The sequence below is a fragment of the Bacteroidota bacterium genome (assembly GCA_016711505.1).
Taxonomy (GTDB): domain Bacteria; phylum Bacteroidota; class Bacteroidia; order AKYH767-A; family 2013-40CM-41-45; genus JADKIH01.
Map to the genome: position 1 here is coordinate 1 of JADJSV010000008.1, position 20,400 is coordinate 20,400.

General features: G+C 37.8%; 19 protein-coding genes and 2 pseudogenes. 3 read left to right on the plus strand and 18 right to left on the minus strand.

Annotation, left to right across the window (positions count from 1 at the left end):
* Nucleotides 1–677: 677 nt before the first annotated feature.
* The 11 genes and pseudogenes from IPL24_10190 to carB form a co-directional block, all read right to left on the minus strand.
* Nucleotides 678–1,067, minus strand: coding sequence for a hypothetical protein (locus IPL24_10190; protein MBK8364028.1), 390 nt, complete (start codon nt 1,065–1,067; stop codon nt 678–680).
* Nucleotides 1,068–1,172: 105 nt separating this feature from the next.
* Entirely contained in the window at nt 1,173–1,601 is a 429-nt protein-coding gene (locus IPL24_10195) for a hypothetical protein (protein MBK8364029.1), read from the minus strand.
* Between the two features lie 7 nt (nt 1,602–1,608).
* Entirely contained in the window at nt 1,609–1,878 is a 270-nt protein-coding gene (locus tag IPL24_10200; GenBank protein MBK8364030.1) for a hypothetical protein, read from the minus strand.
* 466 nt (nt 1,879–2,344) lie between these two features.
* A complete protein-coding gene (locus tag IPL24_10205) occupies nt 2,345–2,506 on the minus strand; it encodes a hypothetical protein (protein MBK8364031.1) in 162 nt (53 codons plus the stop codon).
* Nucleotides 2,507–2,607: 101 nt separating this feature from the next.
* Nucleotides 2,608–2,892: a hypothetical protein gene (locus tag IPL24_10210; protein MBK8364032.1), complete on the minus strand. Its 285-nt coding sequence runs from the start codon at nt 2,890–2,892 to the stop codon at nt 2,608–2,610.
* Between the two features lie 6 nt (nt 2,893–2,898).
* Nucleotides 2,899–3,384: a hypothetical protein gene (locus IPL24_10215; protein ID MBK8364033.1), complete on the minus strand. Its 486-nt coding sequence runs from the start codon at nt 3,382–3,384 to the stop codon at nt 2,899–2,901.
* Nucleotides 3,385–3,488: 104 nt separating this feature from the next.
* Nucleotides 3,489–4,193, minus strand: coding sequence for a hypothetical protein (locus IPL24_10220; GenBank protein MBK8364034.1), 705 nt, complete (start codon nt 4,191–4,193; stop codon nt 3,489–3,491).
* A gap of 3 nt (nt 4,194–4,196) precedes the next feature.
* Complete coding sequence (locus tag IPL24_10225; GenBank protein ID MBK8364035.1) at nt 4,197–6,065, minus strand: YfhO family protein; 1,869 nt, start codon at nt 6,063–6,065, stop codon at nt 4,197–4,199.
* The gene (locus IPL24_10230; protein ID MBK8364036.1) at nt 6,025–6,678 is read right to left on the minus strand and encodes a hypothetical protein; all 654 of its coding nucleotides are present in this window, start codon (nt 6,676–6,678) and stop codon (nt 6,025–6,027) included. The genes IPL24_10225 and IPL24_10230 overlap by 41 nt, the downstream gene beginning before the upstream one ends.
* A 188-nt stretch (nt 6,679–6,866) precedes the next feature.
* Complete coding sequence (locus IPL24_10235) at nt 6,867–7,094, minus strand: hypothetical protein (protein ID MBK8364037.1); 228 nt, start codon at nt 7,092–7,094, stop codon at nt 6,867–6,869.
* 12 nt (nt 7,095–7,106) lie between these two features.
* Nucleotides 7,107–9,920, minus strand: a pseudogene (carB, locus tag IPL24_10240) (carbamoyl-phosphate synthase large subunit).
* 261 nt (nt 9,921–10,181) lie between these two features.
* On the opposite strand from carB, the gene IPL24_10245 reads away from it, so the two are divergent.
* On the plus strand, nt 10,182–10,991 hold the full coding sequence (locus tag IPL24_10245) for an alpha/beta fold hydrolase (protein ID MBK8364038.1): 810 nt from the start codon (nt 10,182–10,184) through the stop codon (nt 10,989–10,991).
* Between the two features lie 178 nt (nt 10,992–11,169).
* On the opposite strand, the gene rpmH is transcribed toward IPL24_10245, so the two are convergent.
* The 5 genes and pseudogenes from rpmH to IPL24_10270 all read right to left on the minus strand — a co-directional run bounded on the left by rpmH (nt 11,170) and on the right by IPL24_10270 (nt 14,114).
* Nucleotides 11,170–11,325 carry a 50S ribosomal protein L34 gene (rpmH, locus tag IPL24_10250; GenBank protein MBK8364039.1) on the minus strand — a complete coding sequence of 52 codons (156 nt, stop codon included), beginning with the start codon at nt 11,323–11,325 and terminating at the stop codon, nt 11,170–11,172.
* Between the two features lie 224 nt (nt 11,326–11,549).
* Nucleotides 11,550–12,108: pseudogene (gene rsmG / locus IPL24_10255) on the minus strand (16S rRNA (guanine(527)-N(7))-methyltransferase RsmG).
* Between the two features lie 285 nt (nt 12,109–12,393).
* On the minus strand, nt 12,394–12,999 hold the full coding sequence (locus tag IPL24_10260; GenBank protein ID MBK8364040.1) for a sigma-70 family RNA polymerase sigma factor: 606 nt from the start codon (nt 12,997–12,999) through the stop codon (nt 12,394–12,396).
* Nucleotides 12,990–13,508: a hypothetical protein gene (locus tag IPL24_10265; GenBank protein ID MBK8364041.1), complete on the minus strand. Its 519-nt coding sequence runs from the start codon at nt 13,506–13,508 to the stop codon at nt 12,990–12,992. Before IPL24_10265 ends, IPL24_10260 begins: the two co-directional genes overlap by 10 nt.
* Nucleotides 13,509–14,114 (minus strand): glycosyltransferase, encoded by a 606-nt coding sequence (locus IPL24_10270; GenBank protein MBK8364042.1) that lies wholly within the window; start codon nt 14,112–14,114, stop codon nt 13,509–13,511.
* 112 nt (nt 14,115–14,226) lie between these two features.
* Between IPL24_10270 and tgt the strand changes: the two genes are divergently transcribed.
* Both tgt and IPL24_10280 read left to right on the plus strand, forming a co-directional pair.
* Nucleotides 14,227–15,357, plus strand: a complete 1,131-nt coding sequence (gene tgt / locus IPL24_10275) for a tRNA guanosine(34) transglycosylase Tgt (protein ID MBK8364043.1) — start codon at nt 14,227–14,229, stop codon at nt 15,355–15,357.
* A 150-nt stretch (nt 15,358–15,507) separates the two neighbouring features.
* Complete coding sequence (locus IPL24_10280) at nt 15,508–16,584, plus strand: LptF/LptG family permease (protein MBK8364044.1); 1,077 nt, start codon at nt 15,508–15,510, stop codon at nt 16,582–16,584.
* 268 nt (nt 16,585–16,852) lie between these two features.
* Here the strand turns inward: IPL24_10280 and IPL24_10285 are convergent, their stop codons facing one another.
* Together IPL24_10285 and IPL24_10290 are read right to left on the minus strand one after the other, a co-directional pair.
* Nucleotides 16,853–18,454 (minus strand): T9SS type A sorting domain-containing protein, encoded by a 1,602-nt coding sequence (locus IPL24_10285; GenBank protein MBK8364045.1) that lies wholly within the window; start codon nt 18,452–18,454, stop codon nt 16,853–16,855.
* Between the two features lie 18 nt (nt 18,455–18,472).
* The gene (locus IPL24_10290) at nt 18,473–20,320 is read right to left on the minus strand and encodes a PQQ-dependent sugar dehydrogenase (protein MBK8364046.1); all 1,848 of its coding nucleotides are present in this window, start codon (nt 20,318–20,320) and stop codon (nt 18,473–18,475) included.
* Between the last annotated feature and the right edge of the window lie 80 nt (nt 20,321–20,400).

Genomic DNA, 20,400 nt, shown 5'->3' on the forward strand with positions numbered 1-20,400 from the left:
TGTAAAGATGTGCATCCGCTACCTGCGACGAATGGGATCTTATGTCTCCTTTGCAAGAGCAATTGCAAGTTCATTTTTATCTTTAGGAACTCTGGCGTTATACCCTTCTATCAGATCAATTGTTGAGTAATCGATCTCATTTAACTTATGGTGGTAATATGGATGAACCAGCAAAACAAGTCCATCTTGCTTTTTGATCTGTTCAATTACTTCACTGAAATAATATGCAGTTATTTCTTCTTTTGAAGTTCAACCCGGTTATATCACCTACTGAAGTTTTTACTTCTGATCCAACGATTACTTTGAAGTCTGAATCCATATTCAGAGCGGAACATTCAGACCACCCTTGATAGTATTATGGTCACTGATAACAATCCCATTCAAGCCCCTTTCTTTTGCTAAATGCAGGATCCTGGCAGGTTTCATCAAGCTGTCATAAGAATGGAATAGTATGAGTATGAAAATCTATTTGCAAACATTACCTGGATGTGATTTTTATAATAATGAACAAAGATATTTACAAATTGAAATAAGTTCGGTTTTATATCACTCCACCTGAAATCTTTCTTTGAAATTAACATCGTTTGATAATTCTTAGAAATGAAGATGGTCTTTCGAGAAAATGGAACAATTCACCATTCAAAATCCATTGAAAAACGACTTTTTCCTTATATAAATTAATAGCAGGGATTACCTCTCCCCCTTTGTTCCATTATGATATATTCCGAAATCGACTCAGAACATAATGCCAGTTCAAGCGAACCCCAGAATTTAGGATTAATCTCCATCAGATAATATTTGCCATCCGTATTGTCCTTTTTAAATTCTACCATTGCTACACCATTCCATTTCAAATGATCCAAAAGCATACCGGTTTCTTTCAATTTGTCGTCAGAAAAACTCTCAGCGCAAACGCTTGCTCCACCTGTTACAGGATATTCACGAATGCGGTGATGCATAAAATATTTAATGCATTTGCCGTCTTTGTAATAGGCAAAAAATCCATACCCGTCACCTGAAACATATTTTTGCACAATAGGACTAACGCCATTAAGAGATGATTTCATTTTACTAAAAATCTCCACTGCCTGGTTATGCTTCTATGCATATATTCTACAATATTCTTACCTGATTCAAAGGAGCTTTTGATGACCACAGGAAAAACTATTTCTTTATCTTCGAAAATTATTCGCTGCTTCAATCTGATATGTGACCGGACAAGGAACATTTAACGAACGTGCAAGCTGATATGTCAAAACTTTATCAGATGCTAATTCAATATTGGAATAAGAAGTAACTACTAAGTGTGTATACTTTCTGATTTCATTCTGACTTTCTGCACATAATTGATAACTTTTGAAACCAACCGGCATCAGAACATCATATTTATTTTCTGACAGTTCTTTAATTAATGCATCAATGTAGCTTTTACCGTTTTTTTTCGGATCAGGAAGAATGATCTTTTTAATAACATATTTTGAGTAAAATGACAATGATGCGGATTTGCTTCCTGCAACATTTACAAAATAACCCTTCTCACCAAGATGCCTTACTATGGCCAGGGTATTTTGATTTTGTGCGTCAAGAATGAGTATTTTCAAAATATCATCACTTTAAATTTGACAATAAATTATATTGAGGAATATAATAATCAACTTTCAATTGATTTAGATCATAACAAGTCAGTCCTGTTTCTTTGAAATAAGATAACAACGATTTATATAATTTAATGTAGCCACGATATTTAAATTCGGAAAAGAAATTATTATGAAAGTTCAGACAAAAAACCGAGTTATTCAGATTTTCATTAAACCACATTATTAATTCCTTTGAAACATCATCAACATCTAACCTGTCTCTGAAAAATGTTCTATCCATAATATGCATAGGAACTTCAAGAAAACTGAAGGGCCGATCTTCTTTCAGATTATAAGGAATGAAAGGCAGGCCATATTATTCCTGAATCCATATTCTTCAGTAAATCCCAAAGAAAGATCAATTTTAATTTCAGACCTCTCAATTTGGTTATAACCTTCAGGCAGTGTAAAATTGAGAAAATGAAAACGATTTGAATCTATCCCTTTTCCATCAATTCTAATTCATCGTTAATGCTATCAGGCCTCAAACTTTTATGGAGGCCCGATTCAAAACCTCCTGTTTTCACAATTGAATAATATCGTTGCAATTTCTTACTCTTAAATGAATAATCTGCATTCATCTTATCTTTTTCAGCAACCAATAAAAAATCGATTTAAATTCATACTCACTTTCAATTTTCATTATCTTTTCAAAATTCAACCAATCTGCACGACCAATGATATGTCTGAAAGACAAAGAAATAAAGTCAACGAAGCCACTTTTTCAAAGCAAACATTCCATCTTCCTTAATTGATCCATATACGCTATCAATATCGCGAGTTAAAACGAAACCGGATTTTTCACGAGTTTTAATTTCGTTAGAAATTTTTACATTGCTTCTGACAAATGAATCAATGCAATTCTGCACATGATTAATTTTAATGTTACTGAATTTTTCTTGATAACTATTTTTGAATTCAGATCTTCCTAAAAAATCATCTGAGGGAGCTTTGTATTCCTGAATTGAATTTACACAAAAAAAATAGTAGACAAATAATCTATTTCGCCAAACTCATTTTTTATAAAACAATCATTTTTAAAATGGTTTTCATGATTGAATATACCGTTTATCAGATCTGAATAAAATTTTTTCGAAATTTTTATTTCTGAATTATTCCCATAAGACAAAATTACATTTGCTTCATTTGGATTTTCAACAAAATCAATCTCAATTCCCCTATTTACTGCGATCAAAACTAAAGTATACTGATATATTTTTAGTCCGGTTATCTCAGGATGTATATATACCTTCATAGCATATTAGCCTAATAAAATTTTCACCAATTCTGCAGTCTGACTTTTTCTGGTGTACTTTTGCTTCGATGTTTCATTACTATTATAAATATAACCTGATTTCCAATTTTCAAAGTTCATATTTATAAAATTAAGTATTTGATCAGGTTCATTACGATCAAACATTTGTCCTGCATTTGTCGACTTCAGTATAGTTGCTGCAGATCCGGATAAAGGACCAAGTCCAAGTATTGGTCTGCCACTACCAATATATTCGAATAATTTACCTGTCAGAATACCTTCGGAACCGGCAATATCCGGAATAAAAAGTAATAAGATGGCTGCAGATTGCATAAAGTTTACGGCACTCTGATGATCAACATGTTCAATAAAAACTGAATTAGAACTTAACCCATTTTCATCGACTAACTTTCGTATAATTGAACTTGAGGAACCGACCATTTGCAAAACTACTTTTAGCCCGGGATGTTCGTCTATGAATTTTCTGATCACTTTTAAACGCAATTCCGGGACTATAATTGTCCGCAATAGTTCCAACATAAGTGATAACAAATTCTTCTTTAGAAACCTGAATCTCTGTTTGAAAATCGCTTTCGTCAAACCCATTCGGTATAACATGAAATTTCTCCGCCGGGTTTCTCTGATTTCGCAAGGAATAATTTATTGATCGGATCACTCACACTTATTACTTCATCTGCATTTTCAAGAACTTGTCGCTCATATACTGCGTCACGTTTTGCTGCATACTTTGTATGAAGTAGATCATGATAGTAATAGATGTCTGTCCATGGATCCCGCATATCTGCTATCCAGCGGATCTTATACTTCTTTTTTAATTCCAGTCCGATAAGCTGACTGCTATGCGGCGGCGAAGAAATAAATACAGTATCCACTTTTTCTTTTTCAATGATATCAGATGCAGCTTTAACAGCAAAGCGTACCCAACCTAATCTGGCATCCGGCAGAAAAAAATTCCCCCTTATAAACCGAAGCGTTTTCTGTGTGATCGTTTCTTTATTATTATTTGCAAATCCCCCGTGCGGAATTGTATCTTTTCCTTTTAATGCAGAAAGTATTTTTAATGGTTCGAAGGAACGTGTACGGATTACACGTACATTCTCTTTTACTTCTTTCAACAAACTTTCATCTAAAATGGGATAAGTGGCCTGGTTCCGGTCAACAGTAATAACTATCGGTTCAATTCCAAATTCAGGCAGATACTTCACGAACTTCAAAGAACGCTGAACTCCTGCACCTCCACTTGGTGGCCAATAATAAGTAATGATCAGAACCTTCTTCAAATTCTACTCCGCTTTTTTAGCCGATTGAATCTCTTTGTATACAACACCAAGAAAAAACAGAATCAATAAAATTGAACCTGCCAGACTGACCATTCCTCCTGTTGCAACTACTTCCGGCTCAAATTTCCATTCAACCTGATGCTTACCTGCAGGAATTTTCATTGCACGTAAAACATAATCTGCACGCACATAGTCAACTTTTTTACCATCAACATAAGCATTCCAGCCTTCATCATAATAGATCTCTGAAAAAACAGCCAGATGGTCACCCGACGAATTTGTTTCGTAGGTCAGATGATTGGGTTTATATGAAGTCAGCTTTATCGCAGATGAAGAATCATTTACCACATTGATACCGGTAACTTTATCTGAGAAACGCTGATCAACGATAGCAGTTGTTTTCGGATTAAAATTATTCAGAGCTGCAATTTCAGCATCAGCATTTGGAACGATCTTAACTTCGCTTACAAACCACGCATTACCCAGAGCTCCCGGATTAACCAATGGTTGTGTTTCAGGATTATAAATAATGTATTTTGTATTCAACATATTCAGAGCCGATTGTCCGCCAATGATCTGTTGAAATGATGAGTCCGGTTTTTGTAAGGCACTTCTCAAAGAAGACATCTCGGGAGTGAGTCTGTAATCTATCAGCTCTTTGTATCTTTTTAACTTGGCTCCATGATACCCACCTATCGACTGGTGATAATAAGAAGTACTCGCATCGTTGAAAGTATTCGCAGCAAGATTTAATACACGGTAACTCAGCGTCGGATCCTGTTTGATACTTTGATCGGCCAGAGTTTCAGGGAATGGTGTGCTGTTCACTGATTTTTTTACAAACGAATCCGAATCGACATACCGGCGATCTACACCAATTAAATCGATTGCAATAAGAACGATCAATCCATAGATCAGAAATTCTTTTTTGAAGCGATATCTTGCAAATCCATAGATCAATGCACCTGAAAGTATCAGTAATATCAGACTTCTTCCGGCATCACTGCTAACGATCTCTTCACGGGCTGTTGAAACTGCAGCAAAGAATTCATCGACGATCTGAGAGGCGTTTTGCTGACCTTTCACTGATGCAGATACCTGGTCATATTCTCTGTCAGTATAAAGTCGCGTAAAAGTGCCCGGCGAAAGTTTTACAAGTAAAACAAAACCTATCACCACACCCATGCCTATTAAAAGTTTCTTGCGGTAGGTAGCAAAAAAGTTCTCATCCTTCACAAGCTTGTCTATTACCAGTACAGCCATCAATGGAATTGTAAATTCTGCAATAACTAAAGTAGTTGTTACCGCACGAAACTTATCGTATCCCGGTACATTATCGAGGAAAAAATTTGTGAACGACATAAAATATTTTCCCCATCCCAAGAAAATTGACAAGGTCGTTGAAATTAAGATCCACCATTTCAATGGGCCTTGAATGATCAAAAGACCTACTACAAAAAGCATAACTAAAATTGCTCCTATGTATAAAGGGCCACCTGTAAAAGGTTGATCTCCGAAGTAAGAACCAAAACTTCCCACATATTGACGATAGTTTGAATCTACACTTTTTAAAACATCTTTATTATTTGTCTGAATAGCTTCACTTGCTCCACCCTTGAAATCCGGGATCAAAAACGTAAACGTCTCGCCTATCCCATAACTCCAATCGGTGATATAATCACGATCAAGTCCTGTTGTTAAATTTGCTTTATCTGCAGTCAGTTCTGAAGGTCCGCGTGTTGAATGCTCACCGTATTCCTGAGTAGCCCAAAGATTTGTAATATTTGATGCGACTGCTAATCCTGCAACGACAATCAATAATGCAGATGCTTTAGCAAAATCTTTTAGCTTTTTTCCAATAATTAGCTTCATACAAAAATACACCACCTAAAAGAACAGTGATCATCATCAGATAATACGTGATCTGCAAGTGATTTGCATAAAGCTCTAATGCCAGTGCTAAACCGGTAATAGAAGCGCCGAGTAAGATCCGCCCTCGGTATGTCATAATGATACCGGCAATGACAGGAGCCATGTATCCAATAGCATGTGCTTTTGAATTATGTCCAGTCCCAATGAAAATTAAAAAGTAGGACGAGAAAGCAAAACCAATTGCTCCCATAATTGCAACCCTTCTATCAACTCCAAGTGTCAGTAACAGAAAGTAAAATCCTGCCATTAACAGAAACAGATAATTAGCCGGAGTTGGCAATCCCAAAGTAATTATCTTATCGATGTACTTCACGATCATATAAGGATAGACAGCAGAGATCTGATATCCCGGCATTCCGCCAAACATTGAATTGGTCCAGTAAGTAAATTCTCCGGTTTTTTCCTGAAAGTCAGTGATCTCTTTCGACATCCCCTGCCAGTTGGCTATATCCGACTGCTTGAGTTCTTTACCTCCCAAAAGCGGAGCGAAGTATAGAAAAGTGATGACAATAAAAGCCAATATTGCAACAACGTGTGGCAGGTATTTTTTCATGGATTTTCCTTAAAATTTGAAGCGAATATAGGAAATTATCAGGTATTAGAAAGGGGCAACAACTTCAAGAAAAGGGTTAAAAAGTTGGCAGGTTTCAGGTTCCAAGTTTTATTAGTGCTGGGGTGTAGTCTGCAGACTACACCCCAGCACTAACAAACCTGAAACCTGAAACTTGAAACCTGAAACCTCTATTTCACTTCCTCATAATCATCAAACTTATCATTCGGATTAATGCGAGCTTTAGTGTCGACATACACACGACCTTCTTCTTTACGTTGGCGGTCCTGGGCTTCCTGACGTTTCATAAAATCCTGTGCTGCCTGATTGAAAGCATTATGTGCACTGAAGAAAATAAATTTTCTGAGTGCTCTGAAAAGCAACATTAAAACAATGACTATTAAAATAAACTTTAGCATGACTCTTTATAATTATCTTGAGAGATATAGATTACGTTCTGAATAGATCTTCTGGAAAAATTCATCTTCAAGATCATCGATGAAGTAAATCGCTTCGCCGGTCGATTTCATTTCAGGGCCGAGTTCTTTGTTTACATCAAGAAATTTGTCGAATGAGAATACCAGGACTTTTATTGCATAACCAATTTTCTTAGGATGAATTTGAAGTCTTTGACTTTGTTTTCACCGAGCATAACTTTTGTCGCATAGTTAACATATGGTTCATCGTATGCCTTTGCAATGAAAGGAACTGTCCGTGATGCGCGCGGATTGGCTTCGATCACATATACTTTTTCACCCTTGATGGCAAACTGAATATTGATCAATCCTATCACTTTCATTGCCTTTGCAATTTTTGTGTGATGTCTTCAATCTGTTTTAGAACTCCATCGCTCAAATCAAATGGTGGTAAAACTGCATTACTATCACCACTGTGAATTCCTGCAGGTTCGATATGCTCCATCATTCCGATGATGTAAGAATTTTCTCCATCGCAGATCGCATCAGCCTCCGCCTCTATTGCATTTTGCAAAAAATGATCGAGAAGAATTTTGTTATCAGGTATGTCATGTAAAATTTTGATCACATGACTTTCCAGTTCTTCTTCATTGATCACGATCTTCATGCTTTGTCCGCCCAAGACATAGGATGGTCGAACAAGCAATGGAAATCCAAGATCCTTTGACAGCTCCACACTCTGATCTGCATTTTCAACAACAGCAAACTTTGGATAAGGGATTCCAAGATCTTTCAACAAAGTTGAGAATCTTCCTCTGTCTTCTGCAAGATCAAGTGATTCGTAACTTGTACCTATAATTTTAATTCCATATTTATTTAACTTCTCTGCAAGTTTCAAAGCAGTTTGTCCACCCAACTGAACAATAACACCGTACGGTTTTTCATGTTCAATGATCTTATAGATGTGTTCCCAGAAAACCGGTTCAAAATAAAGTTTGTCGGCAATATCAAAATCTGTCGAAACAGTTTCCGGATTGCAATTGATCATGATCGTTTCATAGCCGCTTCTTTCGCAGCAAAAACACCATGCACACAACTGTAATCGAATTCAATTCCTTGTCCGATACGATTCGGACCGGAACCAAGAATGATCACTTTCTTTTTATCAGAGCTGACACTTTCATTCTCTTCATCAAATGTAGAATAGTAGTAAGGAGTCTTTGCTTCAAATTCAGCAGCGCATGTATCAACCAGCTTCCAGACACGACGAATATTTAATTCTCCACGTTTTTTGAAAACCTGACTTTCAAGACAACGAAGTAAATGTGCAACTTGTCTGTCGGCATAACCTTTTTTCTTCGCTTCCATCAAAAGGTCGCGCGGAATATTTTCTACAGTATATTTTTCAATTTCTTTTTCAAGCTGAATAAGATCTTCGATCTGTCTCAAGAACCATGGATCGATCTTGGTCAGCTTTTGAATGGTGTTAAAACCAATTCCAAGTTTGAAAGCATCGTAGATATGGAACAAACGATTCCATCTCGGACGTTCCAGACTGTCGAGGATTTCTTCCTGGTCGCGGATCTCGCGGCCGTCGGCACCCAGACCGTTACGTTTGATCTCGAGCGATTGACAAGCCTTTTGCAAAGCCTCCTGGAAACTTCTTCCGATTCCCATCGCTTCACCGACTGATTTCATTTGCAATCCGAGGTGACGATCAGTTCCGACGAACTTATCAAAATTCCAGCGCGGAACTTTTACGATCACATAATCAAGTGTCGGTTCAAAGAATGCAGAAGTATTTTTTGTGATCTGATTTTTTAATTCATCAAGATTATAACCGATAGCAAGTTTGGATGCGATCTTTGCGATCGGATATCCGGTTGCTTTCGATGCGAGAGCAGAAGACCGAGATACACGAGGATTGATCTCAATTACGATGATGTCTTCTTCGTTATTCGGATTCACAGAAAACTGAATGTTACAACCACCTGCAAAATTTCCGATTCCATTCATGCATTTGATAGCAAGGTCACGCATTTTCTGATAAGTAACATCAGAGAGTGTCATTGCAGGAGCAACAGTAATTGAATCACCGGTATGAATTCCCATCGGATCGAAATTCTCTATCGAACAAATGATGATGACATTTCCCGCAGTATCGCGAAGCAATTCCAATTCAAATTCTTTCCAGCCGCTGATCGATTGTTCGATCAACACTTCATGCAAAGGCGAAGCATGTAGTCCACGATTCAATGCTGTATCGAATTCTTCTTTTGTGTGAACGAATCCTCCGCCGGTTCCACCAAGTGTAAACGAAGGACGAATCACCAATGGAAACCCAATTTCCTGTGCGATCTCTTTACCTTCAAGAAAAGAAGTAGCTGTTCTGCCTTTACAAACACCTGCACCAAGTTGAAGCATTCGCAAACGAAACTTCTCCCGGTCTTCCGTCATGTTGATCGCGTCGATATCGACACCAACCATTTTTACACCATAACGATCCCAGATCCCCGACTTCTGGCATTCAATCGCTAGATTGAGAGCAGTTTGCCCACCCATTGTCGGCAACACAGCATCGATCTTATGTTTTTCCAGGATCTCAATGATCGATTTACGTGTCAGTGGTTTCAGATAAACATTATCAGCTGTGACCTTATCGGTCATGATCGTAGCCGGATTGGAATTGATGAGAGTCACTTCAATGCCTTCTTCCTGGAGCGAGCGCGAAGCCTGAGACCCCGCATAATCGAATTCACAGGCTTGTCCGATGATGATAGGACCACTTCCAATAATGAGTATAGATTTGATGGAATTATCTCTTGGCATAACTGAATGTTAGAAGGTTAGAGACTTCCCTGCTTTTGGGCGAAAAAAGTCAGGCAAAAGTACGGGTTTTGTTTGTTTTGTCGAGAGAATGTTATTGACAATTAGTTGAAATAATGAACGACTTTTAATTTCGGATTGCGGATTTCGGATTGATGGCTACCTAACATCTGCGATGTAAAATTTTCTGCGGTTTTTCTGCGTATTCTGCGCAATTCTGCGGGAAACAAATTTGAGTGCCAAAAAAAGGACTAATTTCACCCCGTGCGTACAGAAATCCAGCTTGACGATAAAATATTAGAGATTTTCACCTATGGAAATGGTCAGAAGAAAATGATCATATTCCATGGATTTGACAACGAAGCCACTGAATTCGAGCCACTAAGTAATGAACTTCCGGACTACACGCTAATTTCTGTGAATTTGTTTTTTCATGGGTCCAGCAAAGCTTCAATGAAATCGGTTGAGACCGGATTAGACGTTGAGCAATTCAAAGACATTCACAAAATGTTAATGGACAAATTCCCCGCAGAGAAATATGATGTTATGGGATTCAGTCTGGGTGGAAGAGTGGCGCTTACGCTTTATCAGTTCATGTCAGAACGGATTGATCGTTTGATCTTACTTGCACCCGACGGATTGAAACCGACAACGATGTATCGTTTTGTGACAAGAAATTATTTCGGCAAAAAACTTTTTGAAAGAGTGATCAAAGATCCGCATCGTTTGATTGCATTTGGAAATGGATTAAAGAAAATAAAATTACTTGATGAAAAGAAGATCCGGTTTTTGAAATATTCATTAGAGAATCAGTTGCGTCGGGATAAAGTTTACAATGGCTGGATGATCTATCGTTATATAATTCCTGATCTTTCAGAAGTGAAGAAGATTATTGCAAACAACACAAAGGTCGATCTCTTCTTCGGAAAGCATGATGTTTTAATGCCGCCCTCACTTGGACAAAAATTCAAATCGGGTTTAGGGAAAAATTGTACTGTGCATGTTTTGCCGACGGGGCATCAGTTGATCTCTGAGAAAAATCTTGCAGCGATTGCGGAGTTGATCAAATATTGAAGTATAAATACGGATTTAAAATCTGCGGTTTTTCTGCGTATTCTGCGCAATTCTGCGGGAAAGAAATCACGCTTATTATTTCCCGCAGAATTGCGCAGAATACGCAGAAAAACCGCAGAAAAAAAAACGATGCTGACCACAAGAGCCGGCATCGTTCAACAAAAATAGGTATAGAGAATTATTTATTGTTCTTTTCGCTGGAAACAGTAAGTTTCTTACGTCCTCTTCTGCGACGTGCAGATAAGATTCTACGTCCGTTAGCTGTGGCCATACGGGCACGGAAACCATGTTTATTTTTTCTTCTTCGGGTCGAAGGTTGGAATGTCCTTTTCATATTATTCAGTATTTACTCTAAAAACAGGACGGCAAAGGTAAGATTTATTTTATATGCACCAAACAATTGAATTATTTTTCATCCAAAATAACAATAAAAATTTTCAACACTTAGAACATTAAAATTTAACACAAGAACACAGATAAGAAGACGTTTCACTTCAGTGCTCTTGTGCTAAAAACTTAGTGACCTTAGTGTTTTATTTTTTATTATAAAATTGAAAATCAGTAAGTTATATAAACAATCTTCTTCGTTTCAAAAAACTCATCCTTAAACCAATTGCTAATTTCGAACTCATCCGCCGAACGCCCGGAATCCTTGATCTCCTGCGCTAAATCCCCGCCTTTCAACAAGATCCAGCCATTCTGAAGGTCATTATTACCGCCTTTTTTGATTAGTTTGGAAGTCCAATGTACAATATCTTTTATCGGCGCCACTGCCCTGCTGACAACAAAATCGACTTTCATATTAAGATCTTCTGCCCTGTTCTTTTCTGCAGAAACATTGGTCAGTCCGATACCTTTAACAACTTCGTTAACGACCGTGATCTTTTTGCCAATTGAATCGACCAGATAAAACCTGACTTCAGGAAAAAGTATTGCTAAAGGGAATCCCCGGAAAGCCACCGCCGGTTCCAACATCCAGAACAGAAGTACCGGGTTTTAATGAAATCAGTTTTGCAATTGCCAGAGAATGCAGAATATGATGAGTATAAAACGCATCCATATCCTTCCTCGAAATAACATTAACCTTTCATTCCAGTTACTGATAAATACTTTCAATGCTGTTCAAACTGGTTAGATTGATTTGGGGTTAGCTTGGGAAATTGTTCGAAATTACCTTAAGCAAAAATAATTTTTGTTTTCAATGCTGAAAACCTTAATGAATCAAAAGTGATTTTTTTAGGTACTGAAGTCAAGTGAAAAGCAAAAATCGTAATCCAATTCAATTGAAAATTAGGGATCAAATTTTCCCTTTCTGGTTTTTCTATGATAGCGCGATGATTTTTACTCATATTTTTAGTAGTCCGAGACTCGTTATTCGAAATAAGAGTCTCGAACGACAAGTTCAAATCTGCTCCTCCTGATTCTTCAGGATCTGATACAAAAACTCCCGTGCTCTGAAAAGCTGGGCCTTTACGGTACCCAGAGGAAGTTTTAATTCGTCAGCGATCTCTTCGTAAGAACGTTCCTGGAAATATCTTAATTCAACTAATCGTTTGTAACGTGGTTTCAACTTTTCAACTACATCGCGCATCAGGATTGCTTTCTGCTTCTTGATCATCTTCTCTTCCGGATCAAGCATAGGAGATTTTATTTCAAATTGCATTTCCTGTCCGCTGTCATTCTCCATATTCTTATCGATAGAGAAAGTGAATTTTCTTTTACGACGAATGAAATCGATACAGTTATTGGTAGCGATCTTGAACAGCCATGTGCTGAATGCAAAATCAGGTGTATACTGATGAAGATTTTTGAAAGCCTTTCCAAATGCTTCGATAGTAAGATCGTCGGCATCATCACGGTTGTTTACCATCTTCAACAGCATGAAGTAAATCGAATCTTTATAGCGCTGCATTAATTCCGCATAAGCTTTTTGATCGCCTTTAACGGCCATCTGGACTAGTTTATAGTCGATCTGTGCTTTCTCGGAGAGATTTGGGTTTACTTCCATGTTTTTTGTTTTGTGAAGACGTTAGCAATATAAAAGAGAGGCTGCAATACAATATGAACGATCTCTAGAAGTGGAAACGACCAGAGAAGATCATTTTCTTTTAGACGCTTAGAGCATGAGTATACAATTGGTAATCGTAAGAGTAACATTCCTGCGTACAAAGATAAAAGTAATTTCCACTCGAAACGCAGTATTAACAAGGCAATCAGCAACATATAGAAGAGTAAAGAACTGCAAGAATTCATGAATAAAAAGAACTTATGAGAGCCTTTATAATGCCCTGCTGTACTCATGTGCCGTTTTTTTTGTGAAAACCAATCACCAAAAGTTTTTTTCGCTTCTGAAAAAGTGAAAGATTCAGGGTCTAATTCCACAGAAGTATTCTGAGAAGTTGCATTTTCATTGATGAAAAGATCATCATCTCCCGATAAAATGTGGTTATGTTTTGCAAATCCTTTTGTTCTGAAGAAGAGATCTTTCTTATAAGCCAGATTCCTTCCTACACCCATTTATGGATTTTTACCAAGTGCAGCAGAGAGATACTGCATGGCAATGTAAAATGTATCGTAGCGAATCAGCTTATTTAAAAATCCGGATTCCTTCTGATAAGGTCCGTATCCTAAAATGATCTCTGTATTTCTTGCAAAGTGACGTTGCATGAGCGACAACCAATTCTTACTTGCAGGTATACAATCTGCATCTGTGAATAACAAGTATTCATTCTTCGCAGCCTTGATTCCTAATGTAAGCGCAAACTTTTTACCATGTCTGTACTTTTCCTGTTCTTTAAGTGTAACGATTTTCAGACCGGAGTATTGCGATGTCAACGACTCCAGATATTCATCGGTTTCATCCCATGAACAATCATTCACAACGATCACTTCAAAATCAGGATAAGCTTGTTCTAAAACAGCAGGTAAATATTTTCTCAACCGTATTACTTCGTTCTTTGCACATATAATTACTGATACTGGATGCGGTCCACCCGTTACCTGATCATACTTATAAAAAGCTAGTCGACGGAAAAATATCCAGTAGTAAACAAGCTGAATAACAGCCGTTACCACTAATAAAATAAAAAGTACGCCCGTAAGGTCGTTAGTAAGGTGTGTCATGCAGAATTTAAAGAATCCGGTAAAGAATTGCGATTCCTACAAATGTAAAAGTGCCGTTCATATCAAAGTGTTTATATTTGGCGAGATATTAACGTAAGATTGTTAATCAGAAATGAAATTTAAACTCTTGAAATCGGACGAGCAAACCAAAGCCCGCGCCGGTGAAATTACAACTGATCACGGAAAAATTCATACTCCGATCTTCATGCCTGTCGGAACCGGAGGTACGGTGAAAGCTGTGCATCAGCATGAACTCAAGGAAGATATAAAAGCACAGATCATCTTAGGTAACACTTATCACCTGTTTCTCCGACCGGGTTTGGATGTATTGCAAAAGGCCGGTGGATTGCATAAGTTCATCAATTGGGACCGTCCGATTCTGACTGATAGTGGCGGGTATCAGGTCTATTCTCTGGCCGACCGCCGGAAGATCAAGGAAGAAGGGGTGTCGTTTTCCAGTCATATCGATGGTTCAAAGCTTTTCTTTTCACCTGAATATGCCATGGACATACAAAGAGTGATTGGAGCAGATATCATCATGGCTTTTGATGAATGTACTCCATATCCGTGCGATCATCGATATGCAAAGAAAAGTATGGAGATGACACATCGTTGGTTGAAGAGATGTTGCGATCATGTAGATAAAACAGAGCCTTTGTATGGCCATAAGCAAACATTGTTTCCCATCGTTCAGGGAAGTGTTTACAAAGACCTTCGGTTGCAGTCAGCTGAATTCATTGCAGCGCAGGGGCGAGATGGAAATGCCATCGGTGGACTTTCTGTTGGTGAGCCTGCAGAGATGATGTACGAAATGACAGAATCAGTCTGCGCGATATTACCTGAAGACAAACCGCGTTACCTGATGGGTGTTGGAACTCCAATTAACATCCTTGAAAGCATTGCACTTGGAATTGATATGTTTGATTGTGTTATGCCAACAAGAAATGCACGTAATGGTACGTTATTCACGCAGAATGGAATCATGAATATGCGAAATGAAAAATGGAAAGACGACAATTCACCATTAGATGAATCCGGAACTTCATATGTTGATTCTTATTATTCAAAAGCATATGTTCGCCATTTAGTAATCAGTAAAGAAATTCTTGCAGCACAAATATGCACACTTCACAATCTTGCTTTCTATCTTTGGCTTGTTACGGAAGCAAGAACAAAGATACTGGAAGGAACGTTTCTTTCATGGAAGAATGAGATGGTTTCGAAGCTTGGCAGGAAAATGTAGTATTCAATGAAAAGTGAAAAATTTCGGAATGCGGAATGCGGATTTCGGATTGGTTGGAATGCTTAGACTAAGTACCAGATTATCTACAACGACATTCGATTCACGATTACGATTCACGAAAAACGAAAATAAAAGTAACCACTTACCAATTTGAAAATACTAGACAAATACATAATAAAAAAATTCCTCGGAACGTTTTTCTTTTCGCTGGCATTGATCATTGTGATTGCGGTGATCTTTGACATATCGGAGAAGCTGGATGATTTTATTGAACGCAAGGCACCTTTTCATGCAATTGTGTTCGACTACTATTTTAATTTCATTCCATATTTCGCAAATTTGTTTGCGCCTTTGTTTGTCTTTATATCCGTTATCTTTTTTACGGCAAAAATGGCCGCCAATACAGAGATCGTTGCAATCCTCAACAGCGGAATAAGTTTCCGGAGATTACTCTTCCCCTACTTCATTGCTGCCACTTTTCTAGCTTCCTTGTCATTTTATTTCAACGGCTGGGTAATTCCACATTCAAATAAAATAAAACTTGAATTTGAAAATCAGTATATAAAAAATCCCGTAGAGTTCAAGGACAGAAATCTGCACCGGCAGATCAGTCCGGGTGTATTCATGTACCTGGAAGGTTATAACAATGCAGAAAATGTCGGTTATCGTTTTTCTCTCGAACGAATTGAAAACGGAAAACGAAACTGGTTTCTGAATTCAGACCGGATCGTTTGGGACAGCACAACATCAAAGTGGAGAATTGAGAATTACTATATCCGGACGATCGATGGTTTCCGTGAATCTTTGCGAAGCGGAAAAAGAATGGATACAGTACTTTCGATCAAGCCAACGGATTTCAAACGCAGGTTGAATATTATCGATGCAATGGATACTCCAACGTTAAACCGGTTTATCAAAGAAGAAAATGATCAAGGTTCTCAAAATGTAAGCACCTATATGATTGAAAAGTACAGACGGATCGCCGTTCCTTTTTCGACTTTTATCCTTATGCTGATCGGTGTTTCGCTTTCAAGTAAAAAAGTCAGAGGTGGAATTGGTGTTCAGTTGGGCTTCGGAATTTTTCTGAGCTTTACCTACATTCTCTTTCAACAATTCAGTAATACATTTGCGATTAATGGATCCATTCCGCCATTGATCGCTGTCTGGATTCCGAATTTTATTTATGCGATTATTGCAGTTTATCTAATGAAGATCGCGCCTAAATAATTCTGATTGAGTCAGCGGGAAAAATTAAACAATTTTTATTTCCCGCAGAGTGCGAAGAACACGCAGAAAAGCCGCAGAGATCTCTTCGAGATTAAATAATCTTTGATTAATTAACTTATACAATCACTATTTAATAATAAATTATAAATTAATATTTTTGTTTAATTCCGCAGGAATTTCTGCGGTTTTTCTGCGTATTCTGCGCAACTCTGCGGGAAATATTATGCTGTATTTACTTCCCGCAGAGTACCGCAGATTTTCGCAGAAATTATTCTACAATGACCTTAACTACTTTCTTAGCAATCGGTGTCGAGATCTTACACAGATAAACTCCACTCTTCACTCCTTCGACAGAAAATGAAATATGTTTAACACCTTTCTGAATTGTCTCACTCAAAATTGACTTTACCAATTTACCTTTGAGAGAATACAATGCAACTTCACAATTCGTAGTATTAGGTACAGAGAAATCAATATTCAGAATTTTAGAAACAGGATTCGGATAAACAATAAGATTATTGATATTATTGTTTACTTCAATTTCGCGAACATCAGAATTAGTTTTATCAACTAAAACTTCATAGACAGTTGCACTTGGACGACTCATTCCAAAGGGATCCAGATTCGCAATATTCGGAGCATCACTTTGGATTCCACCTATAATATATCCTACTCTTTGGTTACCGCTGATTGAATTGAGATCAAGGATCCCACCTTCCAGATATCTTACACTACTATCAGGAATAAAAAATGAATTTGTTCCCAGATATCCCGGCATAGATTCCGCCATTTGATATTCTGTTAATCCACCGACATTATCGCGGGTAACTTTACTTATAGACTGAATGAAAGGCACAAGTGTATCCTGAATAAGCACATTTGTTGCAGTGTCTAATGTATACAAACTCATTCCTCCAAAAAACAGTGTATGCATATAATTATTGATGGAATCATATACCGGCAATGTCGCAGTTGTGTACTGATTCAGATTTTCATTGAAAGAAGATTGATGCTGAACATTCGTTGAAGTGATATCGATGGGTGTCAGAAAAGGCTGGTTTGCATTTTTCTGAAACACTCCGCCAAATGCTGTCATTCCAAATTCACCGGAAGGATAAATTTGCGGCACCAGATTGTAATCGCGACGGTGGAAAATATTTGTGTCCTGAATAGCAGTATAATTTGAGATAGACAAATTCACTCCATCGTCATTGATATTAAACTTACGGATCTCATGCGTATATCTCTGAACGAACGGACTGATCTGCGGAGTTTCAGCATAAGCACCATGGAAATAGTGTCCAAAGACAAGATAGTATGTTGAATCAATTTTCTCAAGTTCACCGCCCGACACAGCAAGATTAGTATCCAGCAATTGACGGAAACATGTATTTATCGAACTTCCTCCTGAAACATTTGAGATCAGACAATCAAGGTCAATGGAGATCAATGAAGGGAAAGTGGTATATACACCGCTTGAATCTGATTTTCCATAACCACCGATCATATAAAGATGATTGTCCTTCTGATAGGATTGCATATTGGAAGAACCAAGTGCTTCGTATATGATAAATGGAAGTTGTGCAACAGATGCAGCCTGATACGTATCAGTCACAGGGTCTACAACAAAAACAGAATCATTTCTGCCAAATGTAGGGAATGCCTGATTTGCCTGCATGATATGCAAACCATCAATTCTTCCACCAAGAAAGATCCACTTACCATTATGAACAGCAAATGCTCCGCTGTGAATTTTCGGAGCACTTGTTATTGTTGATGGTTGTATGTGAATATCGAATGTCTGCTGTGCGAAATTTGTTTGTAATGAAAGCAAACAAACTACGTATGACAGCACTAATTTAAATTTCATTTGTATCTGAATTTATTTTTACTGAACAACAATTTTTTTAACAAGAATGTTTTCACCTTCAGTTAATCTTACAAAATAAATTCCTGCAGGTAATTTTGTATCGATATCGATTGTGCTCTCCCCTGCTCCGACAACAAATGTTTCCTGCGAAACTGATTGTCCGATATTATTTGTGATAAGCATATTCATACTACGATCTTTTGTACTATAAACCTGAATGTTAAAACTTCCATTCGACGGATTTGGAAATACTGAAATTGTATTCAACCAATTGTTCTCTGAAATTCCAAGACAAAGATCGACACGAACATTTTGTGAACCGGAATAAGTACAACCTGTAGCATCTGTATAAGTATAAGTTATTGTATGAATACCTTCTCCTGCAATAGCGGGATTGAAGCTCGCAAGATTTATTCCCGGTCCTGAAAAAGTTCCACCAAGAACATTTGGTAATAAGAATGCAGTTGAATTATATACACAATAAAGCGTATCCAGACCTGTAAACGAAATATTCAGAGGTGGAACCAGACTAACATAAATTGTATCTCTGTTTACACAAGCGCCATTGATGACTTCAAGAACATAAGTACCATTTTGAAATCCCTGGATTTGTGTTGTATCAGAAGCATATAAAGCCCCATCCAAATACCAGTTTGCAAAATATTCGTCATTCACTATGCCATTCAGAATTACTGAGCCGGCTCCGCAATCGGAAATTGAATCGATTCCATTGGCAATTGCAGCTACTGGAGTACAGTCAGCTGAACTAAAACGGTAAATGTTTCCACCTGATGTTCCACAGTACAATTCACCATTTTTATCCACACCGAAAGAGATCACACTGGCAGCGCCTAAATTTCCAAGGTCTGTATCAGCGAAACCACCGCTTCCATTAGGAACCAGATAATGAATGTTAGACTGGCAATAATCCGTGTAAAAATATTTTCCGTAAAGTTCATTGTATTTTCCACCGCGATAAATATAACCACCGGTTACCGAACATCCTGCTGCATGAGAGTATGTTCTTACCGGAGACCAGTAATCAGCTGCCACACCACAAGTAAGTGACGATGGATATGAAGCAAGACCTTCTCTGCAATTCCATCCAAGGTTTAGATAGTCAGTTGTTCCGGCCGGAATGAAATCGATTTCTTCCTGTGCACCTTGACCGACATCACCTATCCAGAGATCACCGGTCACTTTATCAAAGCTCCATCTCCATGGATTTCTCATTCCGACTGCCCAGATTTCAGGACGACCATTGGAAGTATCATGTGCAAATGGATTAGAAGGAGGAATTGAATAAGTAGAATCTGACGGATCAACGATTATACGTAGCATTTTCCCTAAAAGTGAATCAGTGTTTTGTGCACGATTTCCGGGATCTCCACCGGATCCACCATCACCCGTTCCAATGTATAGATATCCATCCGGACCAAATGCTAAATGTCCGCCATTATGATTTGAATAAGGCTGATAAATGCGAAGCAGAATTTCTTCACTGTTTGGGTCAGCAGAATCAGGTGAACTTGCATAAGTTCTGAATCGTGAAATTCTTGTTTCACCGTTAGGTTTAGCAGTATAGTTTACATAAAAGTATCCTGTGGTAGCATAATCATCAGGGAATGCAAGACCTAAAAGCCCTTGTTCTGAACTCAATTGAACTCGTGTCTGAATGTTTAAAAACGGTCGGGAATACATTATTCCGGAAGTATCCAGAAGCTGGATATTTCCTTTTTGTTCAAGTACAAAGAGACGATCATCGCCACAACTTTTAATATCGACTGGAAGAGCCAATCCTTGAGCAAATTGTGTGAGAGAAATTTGCGCGATACTGACAATTGAAATCAGGCATAAAAATGCCAAGAGTAAAATTCCTTTTTCATAATTAGGGAGGTTGGTTAGAGTCTTCAAAAATAGTAAAATGAACGGGATTTAGAAGCGTT

What these genes read in the sequence shown, in the direction of transcription:
- IPL24_10190 (MBK8364028.1), bottom strand. Translation starts at nt 1,067, where the DNA reads ATGAAATCATCTCTTAATGGCGTTAGTCCTATTGTGCAAAAATATGTT.
- IPL24_10200 (MBK8364030.1), bottom strand. Translation starts at nt 1,878, where the DNA reads ATGGATAGAACATTTTTCAGAGACAGGTTAGATGTTGATGATGTTTCA.
- IPL24_10210 (MBK8364032.1), bottom strand. Translation starts at nt 2,892, where the DNA reads ATGAAGGTATATATACATCCTGAGATAACCGGACTAAAAATATATCAG.
- IPL24_10225 (MBK8364035.1), bottom strand. Translation starts at nt 6,065, where the DNA reads ATGAAGCTAATTATTGGAAAAAAGCTAAAAGATTTTGCTAAAGCATCT.
- IPL24_10230 (MBK8364036.1), bottom strand. Translation starts at nt 6,678, where the DNA reads ATGAAAAAATACCTGCCACACGTTGTTGCAATATTGGCTTTTATTGTC.
- IPL24_10235 (MBK8364037.1), bottom strand. Translation starts at nt 7,094, where the DNA reads ATGCTAAAGTTTATTTTAATAGTCATTGTTTTAATGTTGCTTTTCAGA.
- rpmH (MBK8364039.1), bottom strand. Translation starts at nt 11,325, where the DNA reads ATGAAAAGGACATTCCAACCTTCGACCCGAAGAAGAAAAAATAAACAT.
- IPL24_10260 (MBK8364040.1), bottom strand. Translation starts at nt 12,999, where the DNA reads ATGGAAGTAAACCCAAATCTCTCCGAGAAAGCACAGATCGACTATAAA.
- IPL24_10265 (MBK8364041.1), bottom strand. Translation starts at nt 13,508, where the DNA reads ATGGGTGTAGGAAGGAATCTGGCTTATAAGAAAGATCTCTTCTTCAGA.
- IPL24_10270 (MBK8364042.1), bottom strand. Translation starts at nt 14,114, where the DNA reads ATGACACACCTTACTAACGACCTTACGGGCGTACTTTTTATTTTATTA.
- tgt (MBK8364043.1), top strand. Translation starts at nt 14,227, where the DNA reads ATGAAATTTAAACTCTTGAAATCGGACGAGCAAACCAAAGCCCGCGCC.
- IPL24_10285 (MBK8364045.1), bottom strand. Translation starts at nt 18,454, where the DNA reads ATGAAATTTAAATTAGTGCTGTCATACGTAGTTTGTTTGCTTTCATTA.